Source organism: Micromonospora sp. WMMD714, assembly GCF_029581315.1.
Taxonomy (GTDB): domain Bacteria; phylum Actinomycetota; class Actinomycetes; order Mycobacteriales; family Micromonosporaceae; genus Micromonospora; species Micromonospora rifamycinica.
In genome coordinates this window covers 5,325,765-5,347,682 of the sequence record NZ_CP120744.1, presented here as the reverse complement: position 1 = coordinate 5,347,682, position 21,918 = coordinate 5,325,765, and the positions used below count along the sequence as shown (strand labels likewise).

Below are 21,918 nucleotides of genomic sequence, written 5' to 3'. Positions count from 1 at the left end.
CCGTTACCGCCGCCGCCCAAACGGCCCGCCCGCGCGGCGGTGGTTCAGCGGTGCTGGAACGACTGTCGGACCACGCCGCCGACCAGGGCGCACCAGGTGCTGGTGGGGATCCGGCCGGTGCGGGGCAGCCCGTGCAACGTCTGGAGGTCCTGCACCGCCCGACGGGTGGCGTGATCGTAACTGCCGGTGACGGTGACCTCGGCGTAGCCCTTCCAGTTCAGGATGAACTGCACCGCCTGCACCGGCAGCCCGGTGGCGTTCCCGTCCAGCTCCGGGACGAGGGCCTCCCAGGTGGGGCCGGTCAGGGTGGCGTCGACGTCGACCGGGATGCCGTTGCGGGCCTGCCAGTCGGCGATCGCGGCGATGGTGGCGGCGTCGAAGGTGCCGTTCGGGGTGACCGGGTAGCCCCGGTAGGCCAGCAGGTACTGGGCGACCTGGACGGCGGGGGAGCTGACGAAGCGCCACAGGTCGGGCCAGCGGCGGGCCGGCACGTCGGTCAACCGGGTGCCGAGCCGGCGGAAGACCTGTCGACGCACCCCGGGGAAGAGCCGGTAGAACTGCGCGCCGGGGCAGAGGGTGGTGCGGAAGTCCCAGTGGCCGAAGATGTCGTGGGCGTGCAGCCCGTACTGCCGGCAGACGGTGGTGCAGAGCCTGACCAGCGCGTCGAGCAGCTCCTGCGGCGGGGTGTCGGTGACGTAGGTGCCCTCGTTCTCGATGCCGATGGCCCGGCCGTTCTCGCCGGGGCAGTGCGCCGAGACCATCTGCCGGTCACCGGCCCGCAGCCGGTCCAGGCTGCCGTGCCGTCCCTCCAGGACGTACCCGCCCCGGCTGACGGTGAAGTGCTGCCCGGTGTCGGACCAGCCGTTGCCGTCCATGTGCAGGTCCTGGCAGTCGTGGGCCAGCTTGACCGCCTGCTCCCGGGACTGGTCGGTGACGTTCGGGAAGGCCATGTGGTGCACGATGATCTTGTTGGTCGGGATCGTGCTGACCGACAGCGGGTCGGCCGGTGGCCGCGCGCCCCATCCGGCGCAGTCGATGATCCAGTCCAGGTCGGCGTCGGGAGCGGCCGCGGCGGCGGACGGAAGGGCCAGCTCCGACCCGACGACCGCGACGGTGGCCGCGCCGAGGCCGGCCCGCAGCAGGGTACGGCGGTCGAGTGCGGGGCGTACGGCGGACATGGCGGCTCCTCGGCGACCGGCGGCGGCGCTGCCGACGAACGTGAAGACGATCTCCGACAGCTGCACGTGCAGTGGAGGATATTGTCACCGCGGCGGTCGGCGCTAGGGGGCGGCATTGATCGATGTCGTGTCCCGCCCTCGATCCCGTCCCCGTTCGGCCTGTGCCGCCGGCCCCGCCCGCCGGCTGCCTGGCCGCCCGCCGCTTGCCCTCCGGCTGTCCCGCCGCCGGCTGCCCGGCTGCCCGGCTGCCCGGTGGCCCGGCTGCCCGGTGGCTCAGTCGGTGGTGGCGAAGTGGTCGAGGGCGGCCAGCAGGTGCCGGCGGGTCGCCGCGGTGCCGAAGTGGCCCGCCTCCTCGACCAGGTGCAGCCGCGAGCCCGGCCACGCCCGGTGCAGCTGCCACGCGGTGACCGGGGGACTGCCCAGGTCCAGCCGGCCGTGGATCAACACGCCCGGGATTCCGGCCAGCCGGCCGGCGTCGCGGATCAGGGCGCCCTCGGTCAGCCAGGCCCCGTGCGAGAAGTAGCGGACGCAGATCCGGACCATGGCGATCCGGTCCGCCGACGGCCGGTCGCCGTACGGGTTGCCCACCCCCTCGGTGGAGACCAGCGCGTCCTCCCAGGCGCACCAGTCCAGCACGGCGCGGTCGCGTACCGTCGGGTCCGGGTCCTCCACCAGCCGGGCGTACGCGCCCACCACGTCGTCGTCCGGCCCGACGCCGCCCCCGGCGAGGAACCGTTCCCACTCGCGGGGGAAGTACCGGCCCGCGCCCCGGTAGAGCCAGTCGATCTCCGACCGGCGGGTGGTGGTGACGGCGGCGATGACGATCGCGGAGACCCGCTCCGGATGCCGTTGCGCGTACGCCAGCAGCAGCGTGGAGCCCCACGAACCGCCGTGCAGCAGCCACCGGTCGACACCCAGGTGCTCCCGCAGCCGCTCCATGTCGGCGATCAGGTGCTCGGTGGTGTTGTGCCGCAGGTCGGTGGCCGGGTCGGCGGCGTGCGGGGTGCTGCGCCCGCAGTTGCGCTGGTCGAACAGGACCACCCGGTAGCGGGCCGGATCGAAGTGCCGTCGCGGCCACGGGCCGCAGCCCGAGCCCGGTCCACCGTGGACGACCAGCGCGGGCCGACCGTCGGGGTTGCCGCACACCTCCCAGTAGACCCGGTTGCCGTCGCCGACGTCGAGCAGGCCGTGGTCGTACGGCTCGATCGGCGGGTACCGCTCGTCCATCGGTGGCCTCCCCGGGGCGTGAGATACGACGGCACCGACACCTTACGGCCGGGCGGGTCACCGCGTCGCCGCCCACCGGGCCGGCGGCGGCCCGACCGCCGGGGCGTCGGGCGGCCGTCGACGGCACCCGGGTGACCGGAACTAATCTCCGGGGACGGACGTCCGGACGCGAGGAAACAACCGTTGCGCCGATGGACCGCAGCTCGCCCCGGGTAAGAATGATCAGTGTGGCCCTGACCTGTGACCAGTCCCGGCGGACCGGAAAGGCCGGCGGGTGACCGGCGACTGGCGGTTGTCCGGCTACACCCCGGTACGGCAGCTCGGCGCGGGCGCGTCCGGCCGGGTGCTGCTCGCCACCCACGACGCCACCGGCACCCCGGTCGTCATCCGGTACCTGCCCGACGCCCTCGGCGACGACCCGGCCTTCCGGATGGCCTTCCGGGAGCAGGCGCGGCTGCTGGTCGACGTGGACGACCCGCACGTCTGCCGCCTCTTCGAGTACGCCGAGGCGCACGCCGCCGCGGCGATCGTGACCGAGCTCGTCAACGGGGTGTCGCTACGCCACCTGCTGCGTGCACACGGCCCCCTCGGGCCGGAGGCCGCGCTCCGCGTCCTCAGGGGTTCCCTCGCCGGGCTCGCCGCCGCGCACGCCCGGGGCGTGGTGCACCGCGACCACCGCCCGGAGAACGTCCTGGTCGGGGTGGACGGGTGGACCAAGCTCACCGACTTCGGCGTCACCCCGCCCACCGGCGACGGCCCCGGTGTCCCGCGCCGGCTGACCCCCGAGCAGTGGACCGGCGCGCCCGCCGAGCCGGCCGGTGACATCTACGCCGCCACCGCGACCTTCTTCGAGTGCCTCACCGGGCGGGCACCCTACGACGCCCCGGACGCGGCCACCCTGCGCGCCCAGCACGCCGCCGCGCCGGTGCCGGCCGGGCCGACCCCCGCGCCACTGCACGACCTGCTCCGCCACGGGCTGGCCTGGTGCCCGGCCGACCGGCCCCAGCCCGCCGAGATCTTCCTCGCCGAGCTGGACCACACCGCCGCCCGGTCGTACGGCGGGGACTGGGCGGAGCGTGGGCGGCGTCAGCTGGCCGAGCGGGTCGCGCTGTTCGCCGCGTCCCTCCCCTTCCCCGACGGCGTCCCGGTGCCCGCCGCCGTCAGCGTCGCGACCCGACCCCACGCCACCCGTCGGGGCGGCACCCGCAGTGCCCTGGTCGGGGTGGGGCTGACCGCGGTCCTGCTGACCGGCGTCGTCGGGGTGACCTACGCGGCCCGCCGACCCGGGCCGCTCACCGTCGCCGACGGCGCCGCGGTGCCGGGGGCGACCGCCGCCGCCACCCGGAGCGCGGCCCCGCTCGCCGCCGCGCCGGCGATCACCGTCGTGCCCGCGGAGCCGAGCCGCCACCCGACCCCGGCGGCGACCACCACCGGCCCGGCGCCCACCGCCGCCCCGACCCGGCCCGCCGCCGCGACCACCACCCGGGTACGCACCCCGGGCCCCACCCCACCGGCGACGCCCGTCAGCCCGCTGCTGCCCCCCGACGTGTTCGCGCCCACGGTGTCCGCCGTGGACGCCAGCTCGGCCGTCGTGGAGCCGAAGGGCTGCCCCGAGACCGTCACGTCGACCACGGTCACCGCCACGGTGGTCGACGACCGGGCCGGCGGTGACCTGCTCCGGGTGGTGTTCCGCTACACCCTCGACGGGGTGGTCCGCACGGTCGCCATGGACCAGACCGGCCCGGAGACCTTCCGGGGCACCCTCGGTGACCTGCCGGTGCCCCCGTCGGTGACCAGGATTCCGGTCGAGGTCATCGCCGTCGACGACGCCGGCAACGCCTCCGCGCCGGCCGGCCCGATCGTGGTGTCGCTGCTGTCCACCTGTACGTCGGGCTGACGGCCGGGGTTTCCGGCGTCCCGGCCGCGGGTAGCTTCGGGGGTCGGCCGAGCTGACGGTGGAGGACGACGGATGACTGACGACTTCGGCGACGCGGTGGGTGACGCGGTGCGGGCGGTACTGCTCTTCCTGCCCAAGGCGGTCGCCTTCGTGGCGATCCTGGTGGCGGGCTGGCTGGTCGCCAAGGCGGTCCGCAAGATCGTCGACAAGGTGCTGGAACGGGTGCACTTCGACCGGGCGGTCGAGCGGGGCGGCATCAAGACCGCCCTGGCCCGCTCCCGCTACGACGCCAGCGACATCGTCGCCAAGCTCGCCTACTACGGGGTCCTGCTGGTGACCCTGCAACTCGCCTTCGGTATCTGGGGCCCCAACCCGATCTCCGACCTCATCGCCGGGGTGATCGCCTGGCTGCCGCGCGCCTTCGTGGCGATCGTGATCGTGGTGGTCGCCGCCGCGATCGCCAACGCGGTCAAGGACATCATCAGCAGCGCGCTGGGCGGCCTGTCCTACGGTCGGGTGCTGGCCAACATCGCCTCGGTGTTCATCCTCGGGCTGGGGGTCATCGCCGCGCTCAACCAGATCGGCGTCGCCACTGCGGTCACCACGCCGGTGCTGGTCGCCGTCCTCGCCACCGTGGGCGGCATCCTCGTCGTCGGGGTCGGCGGCGGGTTGATCCGCCCGATGCAGGCCCGCTGGGAGTCCTGGCTGACCCGGGCCGAGCAGGAGTCCCGCACCATCGCCGCCCACGCCCGGGCCTACCAGGCGGGTCGGCGCGACGTCGAGGCCCGGCTGAGCCCGCAGCCGCCGGCCGGACCCGCCGCGTCGCCCACTGCCGGGGTGCCCGCCCCGACGGCGCTGGACGACGACGCCGAGCGGACCCAGGTGGTGCCCCGGCCCGACGAGGCGGAACTCACCCAGGTCCTGCCCCGTGCCGACGAGGCGGAGCAGACCCAGGTGGTGTCCCGTCCGGCCGCCGCGACCCCGCCCGTGGACCGGGACATCACCGACCCGCCGGTCGGCCCGGTCACCGCGCCGGGGGTCGTGGTCCCGCGGCAGACCGGGCCGGTGGACGGATCCACTGCCGACAGCGAGGCCACCATGGTCATCCCGCCGCTGGACCCCGAACCGCCCCGACGCTGACGGCCGCCGGGTCGGTGGGGGAGCCTGCGCGTCGGCTTCGCCGAGGCGGCACGCACCGACCGGCGGGTACGCGCTGGTGGCCGCCACCGGCTGGCACATGGTGGCGTTCCCGGCGGTTGGTACGTGCCGTACCGCCGGAGGCTAACCGGGTCCGTCGGGTAGCGCGTCGAGGTAGACCCAGGTGCCGTCCTCCCGGACGAACCGGCTGTGCTCGTCCACCGTCCCGGGCCGCCCGGCATCCCGGTAGTGGGCGCGGAACGCCACCGTGCCGGCGCTGTCGAGTAGACCACCGCCGGTGCGGTCGACGATCTCCAGCCGGATCCACCGTTGGCCGGGGTCGAGTCGCAGCCGCGCCGGCCGGGTGCTGGAGTGCCAGCTGCGCAGCAGGTAGTCGGGATCGCCGACGGCGAAGGCGCTGAACCGGGACCGCATCAGCGCCTCGGCCGTACCGGCCGTGCCCTCGCCCCGGTGCAGCGGCCCGCAGCAGTCGGGGTACGGCAGGCCGGTGCCGCACGGGCAGGCCGGTCGGGAGCCGCCACGTCGGCGGGGTGCAGACTTCGCCACGGTGTCCATCCTGCCGGATGCCCCGGGACCGCCGACCGGCCCGGCCCCGGCCCCGGGGCCGGGCCGGCCCGCCGGTCGTGCGCAGGCACGGTCGGGAAGGCCACCGGCGCGGTCGCGACGGCGGTGCGGCGGCGTCGGTCAGCCGACGGCGGTGGCCCGTACGACGATGTTGTCGGAGTAGTCGCGGGACCGCTCGTCGAACCGCCCGCCGCAGGTGACCAGCCGCAACGCCGGTCCCGGTCCGCCCGGACCGTAGACCAGCCCGGTGGGGAAACTCGGCTTCGGGTACGCCCCGACCCCGTCGACGGCGAAGGTGACCGTCCGCCCGTCGGCGCGGGTGACCCGGACGGCGTCGCCGGGGCGCAGCCGGCCGAGCGCGAAGAAGACCGCCGGCCCCTCCCGGGTGTCGACGTGTCCGACGAGGACGGCGTTGCCCGCCTCGCCGGGGCTGACGCCGGGGCGGTACCAGCCGGCGACGGCGGGGCGGTCCAGGGGCGGCACCTCGAGGACGCCGTTCGGGTCACCGGCCACCGGCACCAGGTCGGCGTGTACCCCGATGGCCGGGATGTCGAGGCGTACCGGGGTGGAGCGGGGGAGTGCCGGGATCGGCGAGCGGCTGCCGTTGCCGCCGCTGACGTCGATGCTCGGCTGCGGTGGCCCGACCGGACCGACGGTCAGTCCGGCGGCGAGCAGGGCGATCCCGGTGGTGCCGCTGACCGCGACCGCCGCGATGGCGGTGCGGGTCCGGGCCGCCCGTTCGCGTACGCCCATCGCCCGTCCTCCCCGACGTCCGATGTGGTCGGGGTGCCCGTACCGGTCCGTGCCGGTGCGGGCACCCGTCCCCGGGATGGTGTGTCTCGTCGTCGGGCGACGCCGGCCCCGGCCGGGTCGTCGGCGCCGACGGCGCGGTCAGGCGACGGTGGACGCCGCCCGGCGTCGGCGGCGCAACAGGACGGTCGCGCCGAGCGCGGCCGCGCCGGCGAGCGCGCCACCGGCGGCCAGGAGGCCGGTGTTGTCGCTGCCCCCGCCCGCACCGGCGGGCGCCGCGCCGATCGGCGTGACGGCGAAGGTGGCGCTGCCCGCGGAGCTGCCGTCGCCGCAGGTGGCCGCGACGGTGTAGGTGCCCAGGGTGAAGCCGGCGGTGAAGAGTTCGGCGCTCAGCCCGCCGCCCGCGGCGGCGGTGGTGGAGCGGACGTTCTGGTCCCGGTCCGGGCCGGTGACCCGGAAGATCACGTCACCCGACGTCGGATTGCAGGTGGTCGCGGTGAGCACGACCGTCCCGCCGACCGGGGTGGAGGCCGGCGACACCGTGGTGTCCGCGAGCGCGGCCGTCGGGAGCAGGAGCGTGCCGAGTCCCACGCCGAGCGCCGTCGATACGAGAACCTTCTGTGCCTTCATACGCGTCTTCCCTCACTTTTCGTCCGCTGTCTGCGTGGGACGTCGTTCGGGTGGCCAACTCCGTAACTAGCACCGGTGTGCCCAACACTAGGAGGGTTGGCCCCTCCTGCCGGGCAGAATGAGAAATCTTCGTTGCCGTCACGTGTTTTCCCTCGCGCCGCCGACTGGTGGAAACGCCCGGACAGGACGGACACCGGACCATTCGACGCCGTGGCCGGATCGTCCGGAAAGCTGCGCCGGGGTCCGGCCCGCCGCTCACCCCGACAACCCAGCCTCCTAGGATGCCTTACGCGAGGTGCGCCCCATCGCAGCACGCGACGCCGATCACCGGTCGGGCCGGTCCCGTCACCACCGGCCCGACCGGACGACCACCGCCGGGCGGAAGCGCCCGGCCCGCAGGGGTCAGCGGCGGCGGGCCTGGAGGGTGTACGTCTGGGGGAGCCGCCACGGACGGTCCACCAGTCGCCATTCGCCGTGCTCGTCGCGGACCTGCCGCCCCGGAACGGCGTCCCAGGGGGCGCTGTCGTGCTCGCGCAGCATGGTCAGCTCCAACCCCGCGTCGAGCAGGGCGGTGACCACCTCACCGAGACCGTGGTTCCACTCGTGGGTGGTGGTGTGGGTGAAGGTCGCCTCGGTGCTCACGTAGGTGCCGTCGCCCTCCCACACCAGCGGCTCGGCCCGCTCGAAGTACGGGTGTTCCACCGCCAGCAGGCCGTCGGGGCGGGTCTCGTCCAGCGCCCACAGCATCGGGTGCCCCTCGCGCAGGAACAACCGCCCACCGGGGCGCAGCAGGGCGGCCACCACGCCGGCCCAGCGGCGGACGTCCGGTAGCCAGCACAGCGCGCCGATGCCGGTGTAGACCAGGTCGAAACCGCCCGCGCCGAGGACGTCGGACGCGTCGTAGACGTCGGCCTGGACGAAGTCGACGGCCGCGTCGGTGCGGGCGGCCAGCGACCGGGCCTGGGCGAGGGATTCGCCGGAGAAGTCCAGTCCGGTCATCCGCGCGCCGAGGCGGTGCAGCGACACGGTGTCGGTGCCGATGTGGCACTGCAGGTGCACACCGCGCAGCCCGGCCACCTCGCCCAGGCGGGGCAGGTCGAACCGGACCACCTCGCTGAGGTACGCCGGGTCGGCGGCGAACCGGTCCACGGCGTAGTCGGGCGAGGCGGCGTGCGCGGCGGCCCGGTCGTCCCAGTTGGCCCGGTTGAGCGCGCGGTAGTCGGGGTCGGGCCGGTGCTCGCCCTGGTCGTCGTCGGTCACCGGGTGACCGTGCCAGATGTCGGGTGCCCGTTCAACGGCAATTCGCGGTCACCGCGACCCGGTGGCCGGCCCGCCGGGTGACCGGCCGCCGGGGGTGGCTCAGCCCGGCGTGGGGTCGGTCACCCAGCCGGCGACCAGCACCAGACCGGTGGGGCGGTGCACGGCGAGGAAGCCGAACGGCCGGTCCACGTCGAAGCACCAGCGTCGGCGGCGGACCGTGGCACGGGGCGCCGCGCCACCGGCCCGCAGACTGATCGCGGTGACCGCTGCGGCGCGCAGGCCGGTGGCGGTGAACTCGGCCATGGCGCTCTGCCGGGCGGCCGAGACGGACAGCCGGGGACTGACGTCGGGGAAGTGGTCGCCGTCGCGGGCGGCGGTGGCCAGGCCGAACAGGTCGGCGTGGTGCAGCAGGTCGTGGTTGCCGGTCACGGTGAACCCGACGGTACGTACCAGCAGTTCGGGCCGGTCGTCGGACGCCTCGACGGTCTCCTCGCTGACGCCGGGTCCGACCGCCGGGGGCAGCGTCGCGGGGTGGTCGAGGGCGCCGAGCGCGGCCGGTAGCACCCGGGTCGGCGGCTGCCCGGTCGGGCCGAGGACGAGCAGCACGTCGACGTCGGCCGTCCCGGTGACGGTGAGCAGGCTGACCGGGCCGATGCCGGTGTCGGCCACCTGGAGCGCGGCCGGATCCCCGCCGGGTCGGTGCAGGCCGGCGAGCCGGCGGCCCCGCCACGGCCCGGTCGTCGGCTCGGACCGGGCCGGCCGGAACGGGATGGCCCAGTCGACCAGCACGGTCAACGCGTTGGCCAGCACCAACGCGGTGCCCGGCCCGGTCTGCAGCGGCATCCGGTCGATCAGGCCGTCGGTGTGCCGGTGCGCCCACCGGTCGAGCAGCGGCTGGTCGACCGCCGGGTCGCCGGTCAGCTCGCCCCGGATCGAGGCGTCCAGCTCGGTGCGCCACCGCTGCCCGAGCGGCAGGCCGGCGCGGGACCAGAAGCCGGTGGCCAGCCGGGTGGTGGGGGAGTCGACCGGAGGCTGCGGGGTGGGGGCGACGGCGCGCAGCTCGTCGCGGGCCGGTCCGGTCGCGTACCCGGCGAGCAGGGCGAGCAGCGGGTACACCCCGGCACCGGACAGGACGGTCTGCCGGTCGTCCAGGCGGGACGCCCAGCGGGCGGTGAGGACGTTGGCGGGCGGGCTCATGGGGCGGCAGGGTACCCGGATCGACGTGCCGCCGTCCGGTGCCGTCCACGGAGGGGCGGGCCGCCGTCCGGTGGCTTCCCGGTGGGGGTGCCGCCCGGCCGTGGCAGACGGGTGGTCCGGCCGGTGGGGTGGGGTCCGCGCCGGTGGTGTCCGGTGGTGTGACAGCGTGACCGGGTGAGCGTGCGCGTACCGGTCGACGTGGACCTGGCCGTCGTCGGTGGTGGTGGGGCCGGTTCGCTGGTGCTCGCCGCGCTGGCCCGGCACGCGCCACCGGGCCTGCGGGTCGCCGTGGTGGACCCGGTGCGCAAGCGGGGACAGGACCGCACCTGGGCGTTCTGGGGCACCCCCGGTGGCGACCTGGAGCCGATGCTCAGCGCGAGCTGGTCGCGGGTGGAGGTGACCACGCCGGCCGCCGCCCGGGTGCTGGACCTGACCCCGCTGCGGTACGCGATGCTGCGTTCCGCGCCGCTGTACGAGCGGGCCGCCGAGGCGGAGCTGCGGCTCGGCGCGACCCGGTACGACGCGGCGGTGGGGGCGCTCGACGACGACGGCACGGCGGTGACCGTGCGGGACACCGACGGCCGGGTGGTGCTGCGGGCCGGCTGGGTGCTGGACTCGCGTCCCCGCCCGCCCCGCCGACCCGGCCGGACCTCCTGGTTGCAGCACTTCCGGGGCTGGTGGCTGGAGTCGCCGACGCCGGTGTTCGATCCGGGGCGGGCGGTGCTGATGGACTTCCGCACCCCGCAACCGGCCCGGGGGGTGTCGTTCGGCTACGTGCTGCCGGTCAGTGACCGGTTCGCCCTGGTCGAGTACACCGAGTTCTCCCCGGCGGTGCTCTCCGACGCGGAGTACGACGCCGGGCTGCGCGGTTACGCGGGGCTGCTCGGGGTGGACCTGGCCGCGTTGCGGGTGCGGGAGGTCGAGGACGGGGTGATCCCGATGACCGACGCGCCGTTCCAGCGGCGGCCGTCGCCCCGGGTGGTACGACTGGGCACCGCTGGTGGGGCGACCCGACCATCGACCGGGTTCACCTTCTCGGCCATGCACCGGCAGGCCGGGCAGGTCGCCGCCGCCCTGGCGGCCGGTCGGCCGCCGGTGCCCCGGCCGGCGTACCCGGGGCGGCACCGGTGGATGGACGCGGTGGCGTTACGGGCGTGGGACTCCGGCGCGGTCGGCGGTCCGGAGTTCTTCGACCGGCTCTTCGACCGGAACCCGGCGTCGCGGGTGCTGCGTTTCCTCGACGGGGCGACCGGCCCGGTGGAGGACCTGGCGGTGATGCGGTCCAGTCCGCTGCTGCCGATGACCGCGGCGGTGTGGGGCGACGCCACCGGCCGGCTGCGCGCCCGGTGGCCCCGGCGCTGAGCGGGTCGCCCCGCGCCGGTCAGACCGCAGCGCGCCCCGTGTCTCAGACCGCGGCGCGCACCGTGTCGCGGATCAGCACCCGCAGGCCCTCCATCGGGTCGCCGTCGTTCGCGCCGAGCCGGTTGCGGGTCGCCGCCACGGTCAGACCCAGTCCGGGGTACGCGTAGGCGAGGCTGCCGCCGCTGCCGGAGGTGCCGAATGAGCCGTCGTCGTCGATCGCGTAGCCCAGACCGTAGGCGGTCTCCTGGCCGAACACCCATTCGACGCCCCGGACGGCCACCGTGCCGAGCTGGCGCAGCCGCTGGTCGGAGACCAGGCGTACCCCGTCGACCTCGCCGATGAGCGCGGCGAACATCCGGGCGGCGGCCCGTGCGGTGAGGGTGCCCACGGCGGGCACGTCGGCGCGGAGCACCTCCGGTCGGCTGCCGATGGCGCCGTCGGGCCGGACGGCGGGTGGGGCGACGGCGTCGAAGTGCGGCAGGTTGGCGGAGGCGAACCGCATCAGGTCGGCCAGGCCGTGGTCCTCCAGGGTGGCCAGCCGGGGCAGGTCCGCCTCGGGCACCCCGAGGAACAGCTCTCCGGGTACGCCCAGCGGGGCGGCCACCTCCTCGGCCAGCACAGTGGAGATCCGTCGGCCGGTGACCCGGCGGACCACCTCGCCGACCAGCCAGCCGTACGTCCAGGCGTGGTAGGCGATCTGTTCGCCGGGCGCCCAGCGGGGCACCGCGTCGGCGATCATGGCGCACATCCGGTCCCAGTCGGTGAAGTCGGCCGGGGTGACGTCGGCGGGCAGGGCCGGCACCCCGGCGGTGTGGGTGAGCACGTGCCGCAGGGTGACGGTGTGCTTGCCGTGCCGGGCGAACTCCGGCCAGACGTCGGCGAGGCGCAGGTCGTAGTCGAGCCGGCCCTGTTCGGCGAGCACGTGCACCACGGTGCTGGTCAGGCTCTTGCCGGTGGAGGCGCTGAAGATCGGGGTGTCGGCGGTCAGCGGTCGTCCGGTGGCGGTGTCGGCGGTCCCGGCGGTCTCGTTGACGATCAGCCGGCCGTGCCGGTAGGCCGCCACCTGCACGCCGGCCTCCCGGCCCGAGTCGACCAGCGCGTCGATGGTGCTGCGTACCTCGGCCCGTAGCCCTGCCCCGGTGTCGGTCATGGTGGTGCACTCTGCCAGAGCGCCGCCGGATGCCGCCGCCGGTTTCTCCGCCCGGCCGGGACCGGCGCGACGACCGCCGGGGCCGCCGCGACCCGCCGCAGCCGGCGGTGGAGCCGGTGTGCCCCGGCCCCGGTAGGTTCGGCGGCATGGTGGACGCGGCGGCCGGCAGGGCCGTGGAGATCTGGACCGACGGGGCGTGCAGCGGCAATCCCGGGCCGGGCGGGTGGGGTGTGCTGCTGCGCTACGGCGGGCACGAGCGGGAGTTGTGCGGTGGTGAGGCCGGCGCGACGACCAACAACCGGATGGAGCTGACCGCCGCGATCGAGGCGCTGGAGGCGTTGACCCGGCCGGCCACCGTGCGGCTGCACACCGACAGCACGTACGTCCGCAACGGCATCACCGGCTGGCTGGCGGGGTGGCAGCGCAACGGTTGGCGTACCGCGGCCCGGCAGCCGGTGAAGAACGCCGACCTGTGGCAGCGGTTGGCGGCGGCGTGCGCCCGGCACGAGGTGAGCTGGCACTGGGTGAAGGGCCACAGCGGTCACCCGGAGAACGAGCGTGCCGACGCGCTGGCCAACCGGGGGATGACCCAGGCGCGGTCGGCGGCCGGCGCGGCCCGCTGAGGGCGGTCCGTACCGTCGCCGACCGGCACCGGGGCGGTGGCACGGGCTACTCGGTGGGCGGGTGGGCCGCCTCCTCCTCGGCGGGGTCGCCCGCGCCGGAGACCGCTGTCACGTCGTAGCCGGCGCGGCTGGTGTCCCGGGCCGACAGATGCTCCTCGGCGGGCAGGTCGGCGAAGTCGTCGCCGGTGTCCCCGCCGTCGCCCAGCGATTCACCCGGTGGGCGCAGCGACGCCTCGTACGCCGGCACGCCGTCCGGCTCGTCGGTGTCGGCCCGGTCGGTGCGCGGTTGCTCGGTCATAGCCGTCTTCCTGCCCGCCAGGCCGCGCCGCAAACCCGCGCACCGCGCCGGGCGGCCACCGGGTCGGCGGGTGGTGTCGTGGGCCAGCCCGCTGGGTCGTTCCACCGGCGTCGGGTCGGCGGGTCGTGTCGCCGGCCCGGCGGCGTGCGCCGAGGTCAGCGGCGCGGCCGGCGGCGACGGGTGGTGCCGGTGGGGCGGGCGGCGGGCGGCCGGACCGGGGTGAGGGTCAGCCCGGTCCAGTGCCCGGGGTGTCGCAGCGTGCCGGGGAGGGCGGTGCGCCGGTCGCCACGGGCCGCGTCGAGCTGGGACTGGTGCAGGAACAGGGTGCTGGACAGGTCGGCCCCGCGTAGGTCGGCCCCGCGCAGGTCGACCCCCGTGACGTCGGCGCGGCGCAGGTCCGCTCCGCGCAGGTCGGCCCCGACCAGGCAGGCGCCGCGCAGGTTCGCGCCGGTGAGGTCCGCGCCGCGCAGGTCGGCGCCGAGCAGCATCGCGCCCCGCCGGTCGGCCCCGCCGGTGCCGGCGCGGGCGGTGTCGCTGGCCGCGGAGAGCAGCGGGTTGACCCGGCCCCGGTGGGCGTCCACGTCGACTGCGGCCAGCTCCTCGGGGGTGCCGGCGGCCAGGGTGTCGGTGGCGTCCCGGGCGGCGTGCAGCGCGTCGCGTAGCGGGCCGGGTGGGGTGAGGGCCAGCGCCTCGGTGAGGTACCAGAGCAGTTCGTGCAGGGGCCGGGCGACGGTGAAGGCGGCGAACATGCCGGCGGCGGTGTCCGGGTCGTCGCGCCAGTCCCGCCCGGGGTAGGTGACCTGGCTGACCCGTTGGCCGGCGCCGAAGCAGTCGAACACGACGCAGCCGGGGTAGCCGCGTTCCCGTAGCTCGTCGTGGATGCCGCAGCGGGAGTCGGTGCGTAGGTGGGGGCAGGGGCGACCGGCGGGTTTGTGCTGGGCGAAGTCGGCGGAGGCGGCGAAGGCGGGGGCGACGCAGCACAGCCCGACGCAGCGGGCGCAGTCGCCGCGTAACCCGGTGGTTTCCGCCATGGTGTCCGTCGTCTCCCCGTTCTGTCGTCGGGTCCGGTGCCGGGCGGTGGCCCCGGACGGGTGCCCGCGGCCATTGTCCGCCGCCCGGTGCCGGTGCCGTCGCCCGGGTTCCCGGTGCTGGCCCGGGTGGGGAGGGAGGCACCGGTCGGGACGGGTGCGGGGCACGCGCGGCGCGGGGTATGGTCCGGTCACCGCCGCGGACCCGGAGGATGCGATGGCCACCGAGCATGTCGACGTGCTCATCGTCGGTGCGGGGCTCTCCGGTGTCGGGGCCGCCTGCCACCTGCGGCGCGACTGTCCGGGCAGGACGTACGCGGTGTTCGAGGCGCGCGGGGCGATCGGCGGCACCTGGGACCTGTTCCGCTATCCGGGCATCCGCTCCGACTCGGACATGTTCACCCTCGGCTACTCGTTCGCGCCGTGGACCGACCCGAAGGCCATCGCCGACGGCGACGCCATCCGCCGCTACGTCCGGGACACCGCCCGCCGGTACGGCGTCGAGGAGCACATCCGGTTCCGCCACCGGGTGCTGCGCGCCGGGTGGGACAGCGCCACCGCCCGGTGGACGGTTCACGCACGCCGCGAGGACACCGCCGAGGAGGTGGTGCTGACCTGCGACTTCCTCTACGCCTGCACCGGCTACTACCGGTACGACGCGGGGTACACGCCGGACTTCCCCGGCGTCGAGCGGTATGCGGGGCGGGTGGTGCACCCACAGCACTGGCCCGCCGACCTCGACGTCACCGGCCGGCGGGTGGTGGTGATCGGCAGTGGCGCCACGGCGGTGACCCTGGTGCCGACGCTGGCGCAGCGGGCCGGACACGTGACGATGCTCCAGCGTTCCCCCACGTACGTCCTCGCGTTGCCGTCCCGGGACCGGCTGGCCGACGCGCTGCGCCGATGGTTGCCGGCCCGGCTGGCGTACCCGGTGGTGCGGGGCAAGAACGTGCTGTCCGGGGCGGTCAGCTACCGGCTCAGCCGGCGGGCGCCGGGGCTGGCGCGGTCGTTCCTGCTCCGGGCGGCGCGGCGGCGGCTGCCGGCCGGTTACGACGTGGACCGGCACTTCTCGCCCCGCTACGACCCCTGGGACCAGCGGCTCTGTGTGGCCCCCGACGGTGACCTGTTCGCGGCCCTGGCCGCCGGCTGGGCCTCGGTGGTCACCGACACCGTCGAGACGTTCACCCCCGACGGTGTCCGGCTCGGCTCCGGCGAGGAGCTGGCCGCCGACGTGGTGGTCACCGCCACCGGGCTGCGGCTGCTGGCCCTCGGGGGGATGACCCTGACCGTGGACGGCGCCGACGTCGATCTGGGCCGGACGGTGGCGTACAAGGGGATGATGCTCTCCGGGGTGCCGAACTTCGCGTTGACCATCGGCTACACCAACGCCTCCTGGACGTTGAAGGCCGACCTGGTCGCCAGCTACGTCTGCCGGCTGCTGCGCCACCTGGACGCCACCGGCCAGCAGGTGGTCACCCCGGTCGCGCCGCCCGACGGCGAGCTGTCGCCGCTGATCGACCTGCGGTCCGGGTACGTGCTGCGCAGCCTGCACACGCTGCCCCGGCAGGGGGCGCGGGCGCCGTGGCGGCTGCATCAGAACTACCCCCGGGACGTGCTGCTGATGCGGCACGGCCGGCTCGTCGACGAGGGGGTGCGCTTCTCCCGGGCGACCGCCGGGGCCCGGCCGGCTGAGCCGGCACGACATTCGTCCCGCCCCCCGCAGCAAGGAGACCCGCGTGCGTAGCTTCGACTTCACCGCCGGGACCGCCGTGGTCACCGGCGCCGCGAGCGGCATCGGCGAGGCGCTGGCCCGTGGGCTGGCCCGCCGGGGCAGCGACCTGGTCCTGCTCGACCGCGACGCCGACCGGCTCGACGCGGTGGCCGCCACGGTCCGGGCCGCCCACCCGGCCCGCCGGGTCGAGACCCGGCTGGTCGATCTGGCCGACCTGTGCGCCACCGCCCGGGTGGCCGAGGAGATCCGGGCCCGGCATCCCCGGATCCGGTTGCTGGTCAACAATGCCGGGGTGGCCCTCGGTGGCCGGTTCGACGAGATCACCGTGGACGAGTTCCACTGGGTCGTCGACGTCAACTTCCGGGCTCCGGTGCAGCTCACCCACGCGTTGCTGCCGGCGTTGCGGGCCGAGCCGGGCGCGCACGTGGTCAACGTCTCCAGCCTGTTCGGCCTGATCGCCCCGGCCGGGCAGACCGCCTACGCGGCCAGCAAGTTCGCCCTGCGGGGTTTCACCGAGGCGCTGCGGCACGAGCTGGTCGACGAGGGGATCGGGGTGACCTCGGTGCACCCGGGTGGGGTGGCCACCCGGATCGCCGCGCACGCGCGGATCGGCAGTGGGGTGGCCCGGGAGGAGTTCGAGGCGGCGCGGCGGCAGTTCGAGAGGCTGCTGTCCATCCCGCCCGAGCGGGCCGCCGAGGTGATCCTGCGCGGGGTGCGGCGGCGGCGCGGCCGGGTGTTGATCGGCTGGTCGGCGGTGCTGCCCGATCTGCTGGCCCGGGCCGCGCCGGGCTCCTACGGCCGGCTGCTCGCCGTCGGGATCCGCCTCGCGGGCGGCCCGGCCCGGCCGGCCCCGGCCACCCGTGCGCCGGCCGCCGCCGAGCTGCCCACCGGGGAGGTCGCCTGAGCGGTCCGCCGGGAGGGGTCAGGGTGCGCTGCTGCCTCGCTTCTCCTCCTGGGCCAGCACCGCCTCCCGGTGCTCCGGGTCGTCCCGGGCGGCCAGTTCGGCGGCCAGCCGCGGATCGGCGCCCAGCGTCTCCCGGTTGCGGTGCAGGAACGCGGCGAAACCACCGGTGTACGGGCAGGCGTCGTCGCCGAGTTCCCGGTCCGGCCGGTAGCGGCAGCCGGTGCAGTAGTCGCTGATCTCGTCGATGTACCGCCCGTCCACGGCGTACGGTCGGGTGTCCACCCGGGCGAGCGCGGCGTGCTGGCTCAGGCCGAGCACGGTGGTGTTCATGATCCACCCGGTGCCGTCGACGAAGCTGCGCTGGAACCAGTCGACCAGCTCGGTCGGCCGCCAGCCCCGCTGCAACGCGTAGTTGCCGAGCACCAGCAGCCGTTGGGCGTGGTGCGCCCAGCCCCGGTCGCGGACCCCGGCGAGCACGTCGGCGAGGCAGCGCGCCTCCACCGCGTCGGCGTCCAGGTCGACGAACCACTGCGGCAGCGGCTCGGTCGCGGCGAGCCGGTCGAGGCCCGGGCGGGGCGGCTCGGCGTACCAGTGGAGCTGCCAGAGGAACTCCCGCCAGCCGAGCACCCCCCGGACGAACGCCTCCACCGAGGACAGCGGGGCGTCGCCGGCCCGCCACGCCGCCTCCGCGCCGCGCACGGCCACCCCCGGTTCGAGTAGCCCGAGGTTGAACGAGGAGGAGAGCAGGCCGTGCGCCAGGACCGGGTCCTCGGCGCTCATCACGTCCCCGTAGCGGCCGAACTCGGGCAACCGGTGCCGCAGGAAGTGGTCGAGCCGTTGCGCCGCCTCGGCGTGGCTGGCCGGGTGGGTGCGGGGGGCGTCCCGGCCGACGAACCGGACCCCGTCGCGTTCCCACCGGTCCAGGTCGGCGCGGACCTCGGCGTCGATGTCGTCCTCGACGACCGGCGGCGGGGGCGGAACGTCCAGGGTACGGCCGGTGGGGGTGACGTCCTCACGTCCGGCCGGCGCCGGCCCGGTGAGCACCCCGTGCCGCCGGGTGGCCCACCGGTAGAAGTCGACCATCCGGAGCTGTCCGCGCCGGGGCCGGTCGGCCCAGCCCGCGAAGTCGGCCCGGTCGGTGATGAAACCCCGGGGCGGCAGGACGGTCAGCCCGGGGACGGACCGGACGAAGTCGAGGGTCGCCCGGGTGGTCGGGTGGCAGACCTCGACCGGGCCGTCGACCGACGCCAGGGCGTCGCGGAACGTGCCGGCACGCAGCAGCACCGCCCGGTCGCCGAGTTCGGCGGCGCGGTGGCGCAGGGCGCTGAGGATGAGGTGCGCCTTCTGCCGGTGCAGCCGCCGCCGCCGGAACAGCTCGCTGACCTCGACCAGCAGCACCGGTTGGCGGTCGTCGTCCAGGAAGTGCGGCCCGAGTTGGTCGGCGAGCAGCCACCGGCGGGGAGACATGGGTCGATTGTGCCCAGTCGTCCGGTCACCGCGCGTGGCGGGGTCGGTCGGCGGCGTGATCTCCGGTGGTGGCCCGCCCGGCCGGTGCCGGATCCGCCGGGCGGACCCGGCCGGCAGTGGTCGGTGCCGCCGGGCGGACCCGGCCGGGAGTGATCCGTCCCACCGGCGGACCCGGCCGGCAGTGGTCCGGGCCACCGGCGGCGCACCCGCTTCCCCCGACCGGCGGCCGGGAGCCGCACCATGGCGGTATGACGCATCGCAGTACGTCGACGCGGGCGGCCGTCGGGTGTGGCCGTCGGCCGCCGTTCGGGGTGGGCGCGGCGGCCCGGCGGTGAGCGGCGTGCCCGGCTCCGCGCGCCGGGGTGCCCTGGTCTGGGCGGTGGCCGTCAACGCCTACCTGGCGGCGGTGTTCCATCGCAGCTCGCTGGGGGTGACCGGGGTGGAGGCCACGGACCGGTTCGCCATCAACGCCTCCGCGCTGGCGGTGTTCTCGGTGGCCCAGCTCGCCGTGTACGCGGCCATGCAGATCCCGGTCGGGGTGCTCCTCGACCGCTACGGTTCACGCCGGCTGCTGCTGGCCGGCGGCGCGCTGATGGTCGCCGGGCAGCTCTGCTTCGCCGTCGCCACCGACGTCCGGCTGGCGGTCGCCGCCCGGGTGCTGGTGGGCCTCGGTGACGCGATGACCTTCATCAGCGTGCTGCGGATCGTGGCGTTCTGGTTCCCGGGCCGGCGCAACCCGCTGCTGGTGCAGCTCACCGGCACCTTCGGTCAGGTCGGCGCGATCCTCGGCGCGGTGCCGCTGGTGGCGCTGCTGCACCATGCCGGCTGGACGTCGGCGTTCCTGGTCGCCGCCGGGTTCGGGGCGACGGCGGTGCTGCTGGTGCTGGTCGTCGTCCGGGACGGCCCGCACGTCGGGCCCGGGGTCACCGCCATCCCCGCGCTGGCTACCGTACGCCGGGAGCTGGCCGCCGCCTGGGCGCAGCCGGGCACCCGGCTGGGCCTGTGGTCGCACTTCGTCGCCCAGTTCTCCGGGGCGGTCTTCGCGCTGCTGTGGGGCTACCCGTTCCTGGTACAGGGGCAGGGCCTGCCGCCGACCGTCGCCGCGTCCCTGCTCACCCTGATGACCGTCGGGGCGCTGCTCGCCGGCCCGCTGGTCGCCTACCTGTGCGCCCGGCACCCGTTCCACCGGTCGGTGCTGGTCTTCGCGGTCACCGGGGCCAGCGCGGCGGTGTGGGCGGTCGTGCTGGCCTGGCCCGGCCGGTCCCCGCACTGGCTGCTGGTGATCCTGGTGCTGGCCCTCAACGGCCCCGGCGCGGTGATCGGCTTCGACTACGCCCGCACCTTCAACCCGGTGCACCGCATCGGCAGCGCCACCGGCATCGTCAACGTGGGCGGCTTCGTCGCCTCGATCGTGCTGGTGCTGGCGATCGGGGTGGTGCTCGACCTGACCACCCCGGCGGGGGCGACCGCCCCGCCGCTGGCCGCGTTCCGCTGGGCGTTCGCCGTGCAGTACCTGCTCTGGGCGCTGGGCGCGGTCCAGGTGCTGCGGTACCGCAACGCGGCCCGCCGTGCCGGGGGTCCGGGAGCGGGCCGCGCGGCGGGGCCGGACGGCGCGGTGCGCGTACCCCCGGGGGACCGGCCCGACGGCGGGGGCGACCGGCCGGCGGGCGGCGAGTCCGGCGGACCGATGGGGCGGGCGGCATGATCGCGGTAGGTTCGGCGGTGGGCGCGGACCCATCCGGCCGTCGTGCCGGCAACCAGGGAGGACACAGCGTGAGCCAGGAAGTCCGGGGCGTCATTTCACGGAGCAAGGGCGCTCCGGTCGAGGTCACCACCATCGTGGTGCCCGACCCGGGGCCCGGCGAGGCGGTGGTGCGGGTGCAGTCCTGCGGGGTCTGCCACACCGACCTGCACTACCGCGAGGGCGGCATCAACGACGACTACCCGTTCCTGCTCGGCCACGAGGCGGCCGGCGTGGTGGAGCAGGTGGGCGAGGGGGTCACCGACGTCGCCCCCGGCGACTTCGTGGTGCTCAACTGGCGGGCGGTCTGTGGCGAGTGCCGGGCCTGCCGGCGGGGCCGGCCGTGGTACTGCTTCAACACCCACAACGCCGCCCGGAAGATGACCCTCACCGACGGCACCGAGCTGACCCCGGCCCTGGGCATCGGCGCGTTCGCGGAGAAGACGCTGGTGCACGCCGGCCAGTGCACGAAGGTCGACCCGGCGGCCCGGCCCGCCGCCGTGGGGCTCCTCGGCTGCGGGGTGATGGCGGGCCTCGGTGCGGCGATGAACACCGGGCAGGTCACCCGGGGTGACTCGGTCGCCGTCATCGGCTGCGGCGGGGTCGGCGACGCGGCGGTCGCCGGGGCCGTCCTGGCCGGGGCGACCACGATCGTCGCGGTGGACACCGACGGCCGCAAGCTCGACTGGGCGCGGAAGTTCGGGGCCACCCACACGGTGGACGCGTCCGCCGAGGACGCCGTGGCGGCGATCCGGGCCGCCACCGGCGGGTTCGGCGCGGACGTGGTGATCGACGCGGTGGGCCGGCCGGAGACCTGGAAGCAGGCGTTCTACGCCCGGGACCTCGCCGGCACCGTCGTGCTGGTCGGGGTGCCCACCCCGGAGATGACCGTCGACCTGCCGCTGCCGGACGTCTTCGGCCGGGGCGGCGCGCTCAAGTCGAGCTGGTACGGCGACTGCCTGCCCAGCCGGGACTTCCCTCTGCTTACCCAGCTCTACCTGCAGGGCCGGCTCGACCTGGACGCCTTCGTCACCGAGGAGATCGCCCTGGACCAGGTGGAGGCGGCGTTCCACCGGATGCACGACGGCGACGTGCTGCGGTCGGTGGTGGTGTTCCCGTGACCGCCCGGGTCGACCACGCCGTCACCTCCGGCACGTTCTCCCTCGACGGGCAGACCTTCGACGTCGACAACAACGTCTGGGTGGTCGGCGACGACACCGAGTGCGTGGTGTTCGACGCCCCGCACGACGTCGCGGCGATCCGCCGGGTCGTCGGCGACCGCCGGGTGGTGGCGATCCTGGCCACCCACGCCCACGACGACCACGTCCGGGTCGCCCCGGAGCTGGCCAGGGTCACCGGCGCACCGGTCCTGCTGCACCCCGACGACCGGGTGCTGTGGGACCTGGTGCACCCCGGTCTGGCCCCGGACGGGGAGCTGTCCGACGGGCAGGAGATCACCGTCGGCGACACCGTCCTGCGGGTGCTGCACACCCCCGGCCACAGCCCCGGCGCGTGCAGCTTCCACGCCCCGACGCTCGGCGTGGTGTTCACCGGCGACACCCTGTTCCGGGGCGGCCCGGGGGCGACCGGCCGGTCGTTCAGCGACTTCGCCACCATCGTCGAGTCGATCCGCACCCGGCTGCTCACCCTGCCGGCGGACACCGTGGTGCACACCGGGCACGGCGACGACACCAGCATCGGCGCGGAGGCCCCGCACCTGCAGGAATGGCTCGCCCGCGGCCACTGAACCGC

At 75.6% G+C, this 21,918-nt stretch carries 20 protein-coding genes; 9 read left to right on the top strand and 11 right to left on the bottom strand.

The window, feature by feature from the left end; genetic code table 11:
* Positions 1-44: 44 nt before the first annotated feature.
* Both O7625_RS22825 and pip read right to left on the bottom strand, forming a co-directional pair.
* Positions 45-1,244, bottom strand: coding sequence for an N-acetylmuramoyl-L-alanine amidase (locus O7625_RS22825; protein WP_282341371.1), 1,200 nt, complete (start codon positions 1,242-1,244; stop codon positions 45-47).
* Between the two features lie 207 nt (positions 1,245-1,451).
* Positions 1,452-2,405, bottom strand: coding sequence for a prolyl aminopeptidase (gene pip, locus O7625_RS22820; RefSeq protein WP_282341369.1), 954 nt, complete (start codon positions 2,403-2,405; stop codon positions 1,452-1,454).
* A gap of 274 nt (positions 2,406-2,679) precedes the next feature.
* Here pip and O7625_RS22815 point away from each other — a divergent pair, with 274 nt between their 5' ends.
* The gene (locus O7625_RS22815; RefSeq protein ID WP_282341367.1) at positions 2,680-4,302 is read left to right on the top strand and encodes a serine/threonine-protein kinase; all 1,623 of its coding nucleotides are present in this window, start codon (positions 2,680-2,682) and stop codon (positions 4,300-4,302) included.
* 72 nt (positions 4,303-4,374) lie between these two features.
* Complete coding sequence (locus O7625_RS22810; protein WP_282341365.1) at positions 4,375-5,442, top strand: hypothetical protein; 1,068 nt, start codon at positions 4,375-4,377, stop codon at positions 5,440-5,442.
* A 141-nt stretch (positions 5,443-5,583) separates the two neighbouring features.
* On the opposite strand, the gene O7625_RS22805 is transcribed toward O7625_RS22810, so the two are convergent.
* The 5 genes from O7625_RS22805 to O7625_RS22785 all read right to left on the bottom strand — a co-directional run bounded on the left by O7625_RS22805 (position 5,584) and on the right by O7625_RS22785 (position 9,861).
* Complete coding sequence (locus O7625_RS22805; RefSeq protein WP_282341364.1) at positions 5,584-6,006, bottom strand: YchJ family metal-binding protein; 423 nt, start codon at positions 6,004-6,006, stop codon at positions 5,584-5,586.
* 138 nt (positions 6,007-6,144) lie between these two features.
* Complete coding sequence (locus O7625_RS22800) at positions 6,145-6,777, bottom strand: class F sortase (RefSeq protein ID WP_282341362.1); 633 nt, start codon at positions 6,775-6,777, stop codon at positions 6,145-6,147.
* Positions 6,778-6,915: 138 nt separating this feature from the next.
* Positions 6,916-7,404, bottom strand: a complete 489-nt coding sequence (locus O7625_RS22795) for a hypothetical protein (RefSeq protein ID WP_089003891.1) — start codon at positions 7,402-7,404, stop codon at positions 6,916-6,918.
* A gap of 402 nt (positions 7,405-7,806) precedes the next feature.
* Positions 7,807-8,664: a class I SAM-dependent methyltransferase gene (locus O7625_RS22790; RefSeq protein ID WP_282341358.1), complete on the bottom strand. Its 858-nt coding sequence runs from the start codon at positions 8,662-8,664 to the stop codon at positions 7,807-7,809.
* A gap of 99 nt (positions 8,665-8,763) precedes the next feature.
* Entirely contained in the window at positions 8,764-9,861 is a 1,098-nt protein-coding gene (locus O7625_RS22785; RefSeq protein WP_282341357.1) for a serpin family protein, read from the bottom strand.
* 174 nt (positions 9,862-10,035) lie between these two features.
* On the opposite strand from O7625_RS22785, the gene O7625_RS22780 reads away from it, so the two are divergent.
* Positions 10,036-11,223, top strand: a complete 1,188-nt coding sequence (locus tag O7625_RS22780) for a lycopene cyclase family protein (protein ID WP_282341355.1) — start codon at positions 10,036-10,038, stop codon at positions 11,221-11,223.
* Positions 11,224-11,266: 43 nt separating this feature from the next.
* On the opposite strand, the gene O7625_RS22775 is transcribed toward O7625_RS22780, so the two are convergent.
* On the bottom strand, positions 11,267-12,373 hold the full coding sequence (locus tag O7625_RS22775; protein ID WP_282341353.1) for a serine hydrolase domain-containing protein: 1,107 nt from the start codon (positions 12,371-12,373) through the stop codon (positions 11,267-11,269).
* Positions 12,374-12,519: 146 nt separating this feature from the next.
* Between O7625_RS22775 and rnhA the strand changes: the two genes are divergently transcribed.
* On the top strand, positions 12,520-12,996 hold the full coding sequence (rnhA, locus tag O7625_RS22770; protein WP_282341352.1) for a ribonuclease HI: 477 nt from the start codon (positions 12,520-12,522) through the stop codon (positions 12,994-12,996).
* Between the two features lie 46 nt (positions 12,997-13,042).
* On the opposite strand, the gene O7625_RS22765 is transcribed toward rnhA, so the two are convergent.
* Both O7625_RS22765 and O7625_RS22760 read right to left on the bottom strand, forming a co-directional pair.
* Complete coding sequence (locus O7625_RS22765) at positions 13,043-13,294, bottom strand: hypothetical protein (protein ID WP_067314719.1); 252 nt, start codon at positions 13,292-13,294, stop codon at positions 13,043-13,045.
* A gap of 155 nt (positions 13,295-13,449) precedes the next feature.
* Positions 13,450-14,325, bottom strand: a complete 876-nt coding sequence (locus O7625_RS22760) for a pentapeptide repeat-containing protein (protein ID WP_282341350.1) — start codon at positions 14,323-14,325, stop codon at positions 13,450-13,452.
* Positions 14,326-14,539: 214 nt separating this feature from the next.
* Between O7625_RS22760 and O7625_RS22755 the strand changes: the two genes are divergently transcribed.
* On the top strand, positions 14,540-16,066 hold the full coding sequence (locus O7625_RS22755) for an NAD(P)/FAD-dependent oxidoreductase (RefSeq protein ID WP_282341348.1): 1,527 nt from the start codon (positions 14,540-14,542) through the stop codon (positions 16,064-16,066).
* Positions 16,059-16,958, top strand: coding sequence for an SDR family NAD(P)-dependent oxidoreductase (locus O7625_RS22750; RefSeq protein WP_282341346.1), 900 nt, complete (start codon positions 16,059-16,061; stop codon positions 16,956-16,958). Before O7625_RS22755 ends, O7625_RS22750 begins: the two co-directional genes overlap by 8 nt.
* 18 nt (positions 16,959-16,976) lie before the next feature.
* Here O7625_RS22750 and O7625_RS22745 read toward each other — a convergent pair whose 3' ends face one another.
* On the bottom strand, positions 16,977-18,425 hold the full coding sequence (locus O7625_RS22745) for a cryptochrome/photolyase family protein (RefSeq protein ID WP_282341342.1): 1,449 nt from the start codon (positions 18,423-18,425) through the stop codon (positions 16,977-16,979).
* A gap of 340 nt (positions 18,426-18,765) precedes the next feature.
* Between O7625_RS22745 and O7625_RS22740 the strand changes: the two genes are divergently transcribed.
* The 3 genes from O7625_RS22740 to O7625_RS22730 all read left to right on the top strand — a co-directional run bounded on the left by O7625_RS22740 (position 18,766) and on the right by O7625_RS22730 (position 21,913).
* Positions 18,766-20,130, top strand: a complete 1,365-nt coding sequence (locus tag O7625_RS22740; RefSeq protein WP_282341340.1) for an MFS transporter — start codon at positions 18,766-18,768, stop codon at positions 20,128-20,130.
* Positions 20,131-20,198: 68 nt separating this feature from the next.
* Positions 20,199-21,287, top strand: a complete 1,089-nt coding sequence (locus tag O7625_RS22735) for an S-(hydroxymethyl)mycothiol dehydrogenase (RefSeq protein ID WP_282341338.1) — start codon at positions 20,199-20,201, stop codon at positions 21,285-21,287.
* Complete coding sequence (locus O7625_RS22730; RefSeq protein ID WP_282341337.1) at positions 21,284-21,913, top strand: MBL fold metallo-hydrolase; 630 nt, start codon at positions 21,284-21,286, stop codon at positions 21,911-21,913. The genes O7625_RS22735 and O7625_RS22730 overlap by 4 nt, the downstream gene beginning before the upstream one ends.
* Positions 21,914-21,918 lie beyond the last annotated feature (5 nt).